Here is a 5236-nt window from a genome sequence, read left to right as displayed (position 1 = left end):
GCCGCGCTCGCCGCCGCCGGCGCCGATCTCGTCGTCACGTCGCTGGACCAGGTTGACGTGGCTGGCCTGGCGGCAGGACAGCTGACCGCCTGACCGCGCAGACGGCCTAGCGACCCTTGGTCGCTAGATCTTTAACGACCCTTGGTCGCTAGATCTTTAAGACTTGTCTTGAGTTTTCAGGCTGCTTTGAGCGGCAGTCTGGCGTTGTCGACGCGTTCTGTGATGTGAGTGTCGATGGTGCGCAATGCTTTTCGTAGTGGTAGCGGGGCGGGGGGCTGGTCGGCAGCCAGCAGGGGACGTAGCAGCCGGTCGTGCAGTTTGGTGTAGAAGATCGCGAATCGTAGCCCGTCGCCGGTGAGCCGGTAGCGGTTCGTGCGCGGGATGCGGGTAATGAGTCCGTTGACGCGCAGCCGGGCCAGGTCGTAGCTGGCCTGGTTGGTGGTGTAGCCGATGCCATCGAGCAAGCCGGTCATCAAGGCGCGCAGGCTCTTGTTGGTGATGCCGGTGACGGCGAGCATTGTCGTGCATAGGGCGCCGGCCAGGGCTTGGACCCGAGGGTCGCCGAACCGTAAGGCCGGGGCCCTCCTGCCATCCTCGGTGAGGGTGGGCCGTGCGATCCGCTCAAAGGCTGGACTCGCAAGGACGCAGCCCTGACCGACACGTTCAGTATCGAGCAGGCGCCGATTGACCGCACGTGCGCGGGCCTGCAGCTCGTCGAGATGGACCAGGCGGCGCTGGCAGCGCAGGTCATCGGGGGAGTTGATCACGGTCTCGATCCGCAGCGCCCGCCCGTCCTTCAGATACTGTTTGATGCGGGAGTTCTTGTAGAAGGCGTTGACGGTGACCTCGGTGCCGCGAGTGATGACCCTCGTCCTGGGCGCGCAGCCGAGTTTGAGGGGCCTGCCCAGGTGTCGGGGCCCGTGGAAGATCAGTTCCACACTGTCGGGTCGGCCGATGTCGAGATTGTCGGCGACCAGGGCTTCAAAGAACGAGCGTGCATGTCGCGGCGCGTCGAACACCAGCGTGTGCGAGACCTCAACCTGGCGCATCGACAGCTGCCACCAGTAGCCGGCGGCGCGGTCGGCGTCAGTCAGCGGCAGCGGCAGCCGGCTCATCCAGCGCTCGAAGAACACCCCGATGGTGCCCTGGCCCAGCCGGTCACAGATCGCCTGCAGCGCGGCGGGATCCGCACAGGTGGCAAATCCGTTGGACAGCTCGCTGAAGCCGATCCCGGCCCGGGTGGCCTGGCGTTTGGCCCACTCGTGGCCGTTGAGCCAGACCTTGATCGGGTACGGGAAGTAGGCGCAGATCTTGATGAACGCCGGCCCGAAATCGGCGTCCCAGAGATAGAAATAGAAACACGTCACTCGCCGGTCGGCCTTGAAAAACGAAAACCACGGAACCCCGCTGTCGCCCTTGCGCTGCGCCGAGGCGAACACATTCTGAAACTCCTGGGCGAGCCCGATCGCGGCCACCCCTGAGCGGCCGGTGCGCGCCTGGCGAGCCAGATACGGGCGCATGACGTCGATCTTGCGGTCGTCCTTGCCGAACCGCACCAGCGAGATCTCATTGTCGGCGGCGAAACGATCCACCGCCTTGCGAAACGCCGTGCCGATCTTTTCTATGATCGCCGGCGAGGGAATCGGATTGCCCAGATGGGCGGTCATAAACGACACCACCTGCCCGGCCACCTGCAAGTTCGGCACATAGCCGTTCAGATAGATCCGATCCAGGCACTCCACATCGAGGTCCACATGCCCATCAAGCACATCGTTGACCGTCACCACCGCAGCCATGACCGCCAGCCTGGTGGGCCAAGCCAGTCCTGACCAGCGCTCAGCCTCGTGGCGCCGCCGCGATCGTCGGAGGGCAGGCTCGGACCGCTTCTCAACCAACAGCCAATCGCAACGGTCCCACCCAACCCGGCCACCCACCTCGGCGGTCCGAGGCTGGCCTCACTGGGTGGCTGGTGCCAAACCGGCTTCGTGGGGTAGGTGGTGTGGCGCTGCGGTTGTGCCTGTTGTGGCGGTTGGTGTCGGGTCGGTGAGATTCTTCTGATGCCATGCCCGTGGTGACGTGGAGCTGAGCTGCTGGCTAGCAGCGGGTTTCGGTGGTCATGTGGCTGCGGCGGCCCAACCTCGGCCGGTGTGTCGTAGACCGAGCATGCCGAGACGGGGCCAGGTTGACCGCGGCGGCGAGCAGGGAGAAGTCGGCGGCGACCTTGGCCGTGCCGCGGACGCGTGCGCGTCGGCCGCCGTGGCGACGTCGCATTAGATGGCCGATCTTGCGTTCCACCTTGGGTCGGGTGGCGGTCTAGTCGGCCTGCCACGCGCGGTCGGCCTAGGCGGTACGGGCACGCGCGAGTTGGGGCTCGTAGGCGCTGATCGTGATGGTGCGGCCGGCAGGCGAGGTGGTGCACTGCGCAACGAGCGGGCAGCCGGCGCAGGCGGTCCCGAACGCGGCGACGCCGCCACCGTTTTTGACCGGCCGGATCGCCACGCTCACCTGCCCGGGGCAGGTAACGGTATCCGCGGCCAGGTCGATGGTGAAAAGGTCCTTGGCGAACCGCCCGCCCAGCGCGGGTGGGGGCTGCACCTTCGTCATAATCCGCGCGCCCGCGTTCTCCAGCCTGGCTAGCAGCGGCCCCGCCCCGTAGGCAGCATCGCCGTAGACGGCCACTGTTGCGCGGCAACGCTTTCGGTGTCCGCATCCGCGGCGGCATCGTGGGGTTCGTTCACCACGCCGGCGACACCACCGCACTCGCCGCCGCCGGGTTCGCCCCGCCCGTCCCCGTCCGTGTCCTCGCCGCCGTTGCCTTGATCCTCGTCAGCGGGTTGCCGCAGATCGGTGGCCAGCAGGTCTTCGGCCGGGTCGGCGTCGCCGCTGTTGGCGGCGGTGACCGTGGTGGCGGTGATGATCTCGGTATCCGGGTCGGCGGCGAGGTGGCCCTAGCGGTCCGTCTGCGATTTGATTTGGTGGAGCGCGTCACGGCCACGTTGGACCTTGGCGATGATGTCGTCTGCGGTGGCTTTCCAGACGAACGGTTTGGGGTGGCGGTTCCAATGCTCGGCCCAGGTGATGATCGCGTCGCTTAGTTCGGCGACGCTGCTGAACGCGCCGCGGCGTAACCGCTTGTCGGTCAACTCCTTAAACCAACGCTCGATGAGGTTAAGCCAGGAACTCGATGTCGGCGTGAAATGAAGGTGCCAGCGACGACGATCCCTGTGCGCCAACCACTTCACGATCTCTGGTGTGGAATGGGCCGACAGGTTGTCCAAGATGACATGCACGTCGAGATCATCGGGCACCGTGGCGTCGATCTGTTTGAAGAACCGCAGCACGTCAGCCCCGGCATGACCCTTGCGCAGGTCGGTTAGGACCTCTCCGGTGGCAATGTTCACGGCCGCGAACAAATCGATGGTGTCGTTGCGCTTGTAGTCGTGGGTCATCGTTCCGGCCCGGCCTGGTTTCATCGGCAACGACGGCTGGGTGCGGTCCAACGCCTGGCACTGCGTTTTCTCGTCGAAGCAGAACACCGCCGCCCGTGCTGGGGGATCCACGTACAGGCCTACGACATCGACGAGTTTCTCCTCGAACCGAGGATCATTGCTGACCTTGAACGTCTCGACCCGCCACGGCTTGAGACCATGGTCGGCCCAGATCTTGGCCACCGAGTCCTTGCCGATTCCCACCCGTGCCGCCAACGTGCGAGTACTCCAGTGCGTGGACCCGTCAGCCGGCCGATCCTCGCGCGTGAGCCGCAGCACCTCTTCGACCACACCGGCGGGCAGACTGGGCTTTCGCCCGCGCCCCTTGGCGATCCTGCCAACTCCCGGAAGTCCCTGCTCTGCGAACCGACAACGCCAGCGCCGCACGGTATCTGAGTCCACACGACACTGCCGGGCGATCTCCACGTTGGACACACCGTCACACGCCAACAACAAGCCCTGCGCCTGCACCACTTGCCGATGCGGCAATGATGTCGAGGCCGCCATCCGCTCTAACACCGCACGTTGGTCATCGCTCACCGGCAGCGCGGCCGCAGTCATAACTGGCATACTACAAACTACCGTACTATTTCACAGACAGACCACTAGAAACGAGACATGAAGGCAGGGGGCGAACTCCCGTGTATGTCGGTCCGCCACGAAGATCGCAGGACAGCGACCAACAACATCGCGATCAGGGCGCGCACGGATAGGCAGGTTACCTGGCATGAGGGTGGACAAAATGCGTGGCTAAGATCAATACCGTTTACTTAAGAGGCAACGGTTGGGTGGTGGGTGATGACGGGCGCGTTGCGGTGGTGCGGGTGTTTGACCTGGTAGACAGACATTTTTCGTTTGACTACGCGCGGGTTGGCGCGGGCGCGGCGGCAGGGCAGCAGCTCGCGGAGGATTTCATCGGTGACCGTGCGGCTGGCGTCGGTCAGGGCGTCAGGGGGAAAAACCGGTGGCTGGCGGTGGTGCGAGCGGCCCGCAGCGAGCGGGTGAACGATAATCGGTCCGGGTCGTGGCCGAAATCCTTTGCGGTGGAATGCATCAGCCATCGGATGGCGTAGTGAACGCACAGGTATCCATAGACCTCCTGGATGACACCATCGGGCATCTTAGCTAAGAATCGGGCGGACCACCCTCTACCGCTATCTGGCCGAAAGCGGCGAGGACTGAGGACTTCCCTTAGGGACTGTTCACTTGGGCGATCTGACGCAACCAACGGTTGCGCACCTCCCTGGCCTCATACTCTCGTTGTCGTGACGGCGTTCGGTGATCTGTTGGGTCGGTGTGACTCCGATCCGGTTCGGCGGGGCAGGCAGTTTGAGCGCATCTGCCAGTGGTTCCTGACGCACGAGCCGATCTACGCGCACGAGCTTCGCCGGGTCTGGCTGTGGGTTGAGTGGCCTGGCCGATGGGGCGCTGACGCCGGTATCGACCTAGTGGCCGAGGACCGTTGCGGACATCTGTGGGCGATCCAGGCCAAGGCATATGACGAAACCACCTGGATCACCACTTCGTTATGTGGTGCGACGGCAACGCCGACCGCGCGGATGGCGTGTCGTCGGTGGCGTGAACAGCAGGCCGCGCTGGCCGCAAACCATGTTGGCCGTGTGAAATCATCAACATCGCCACGCAAATCTGAAAGACTGCAGCGTAGTAGGGAGAAGACCATGACCCGATACCGCACCAATATCAACACTGGCGTGGCCAGTATCAACAATGGCGTGTCTGCCAGGGCG

At 64.5% G+C, this 5236-nt stretch carries 6 protein-coding genes; 1 reads left to right on the top strand and 5 read right to left on the bottom strand.

Annotated features, from left to right (window positions below; genetic code table 11):
• Positions 1-176 precede the first annotated feature (176 nt).
• The 5 genes from ACLP4W_RS18375 to ACLP4W_RS18355 all read right to left on the bottom strand — a co-directional run bounded on the left by ACLP4W_RS18375 (position 177) and on the right by ACLP4W_RS18355 (position 4608).
• Positions 177-1796 (bottom strand): hypothetical protein, encoded by a 1620-nt coding sequence (locus tag ACLP4W_RS18375; RefSeq protein ID WP_442388328.1) that lies wholly within the window; start codon positions 1794-1796, stop codon positions 177-179.
• 298 nt (positions 1797-2094) lie between these two features.
• The gene (locus ACLP4W_RS18370; RefSeq protein ID WP_442388326.1) at positions 2095-2295 is read right to left on the bottom strand and encodes a hypothetical protein; all 201 of its coding nucleotides are present in this window, start codon (positions 2293-2295) and stop codon (positions 2095-2097) included.
• A gap of 45 nt (positions 2296-2340) precedes the next feature.
• Entirely contained in the window at positions 2341-2595 is a 255-nt protein-coding gene (locus ACLP4W_RS18365) for a hypothetical protein (protein WP_442388325.1), read from the bottom strand.
• Positions 2596-2948: 353 nt separating this feature from the next.
• Positions 2949-4049: an IS630 family transposase gene (locus tag ACLP4W_RS18360; protein ID WP_442388323.1), complete on the bottom strand. Its 1101-nt coding sequence runs from the start codon at positions 4047-4049 to the stop codon at positions 2949-2951.
• Between the two features lie 379 nt (positions 4050-4428).
• Positions 4429-4608 carry a hypothetical protein gene (locus tag ACLP4W_RS18355; protein WP_442388321.1) on the bottom strand — a complete coding sequence of 60 codons (180 nt, stop codon included), beginning with the start codon at positions 4606-4608 and terminating at the stop codon, positions 4429-4431.
• A gap of 145 nt (positions 4609-4753) precedes the next feature.
• Between ACLP4W_RS18355 and ACLP4W_RS18350 the strand changes: the two genes are divergently transcribed.
• Positions 4754-5236: restriction endonuclease (locus tag ACLP4W_RS18350; RefSeq protein ID WP_442388319.1), on the top strand; the 483-nt coding region annotated here is incomplete at its 3' end.

The organism is Mycobacterium sp. (assembly GCF_052145595.1).
In the GTDB taxonomy this organism is placed as follows: Bacteria; Actinomycetota; Actinomycetes; order Mycobacteriales; family Mycobacteriaceae; genus Mycobacterium.
This window is presented reverse-complemented; position numbering and strand designations above follow the sequence as displayed.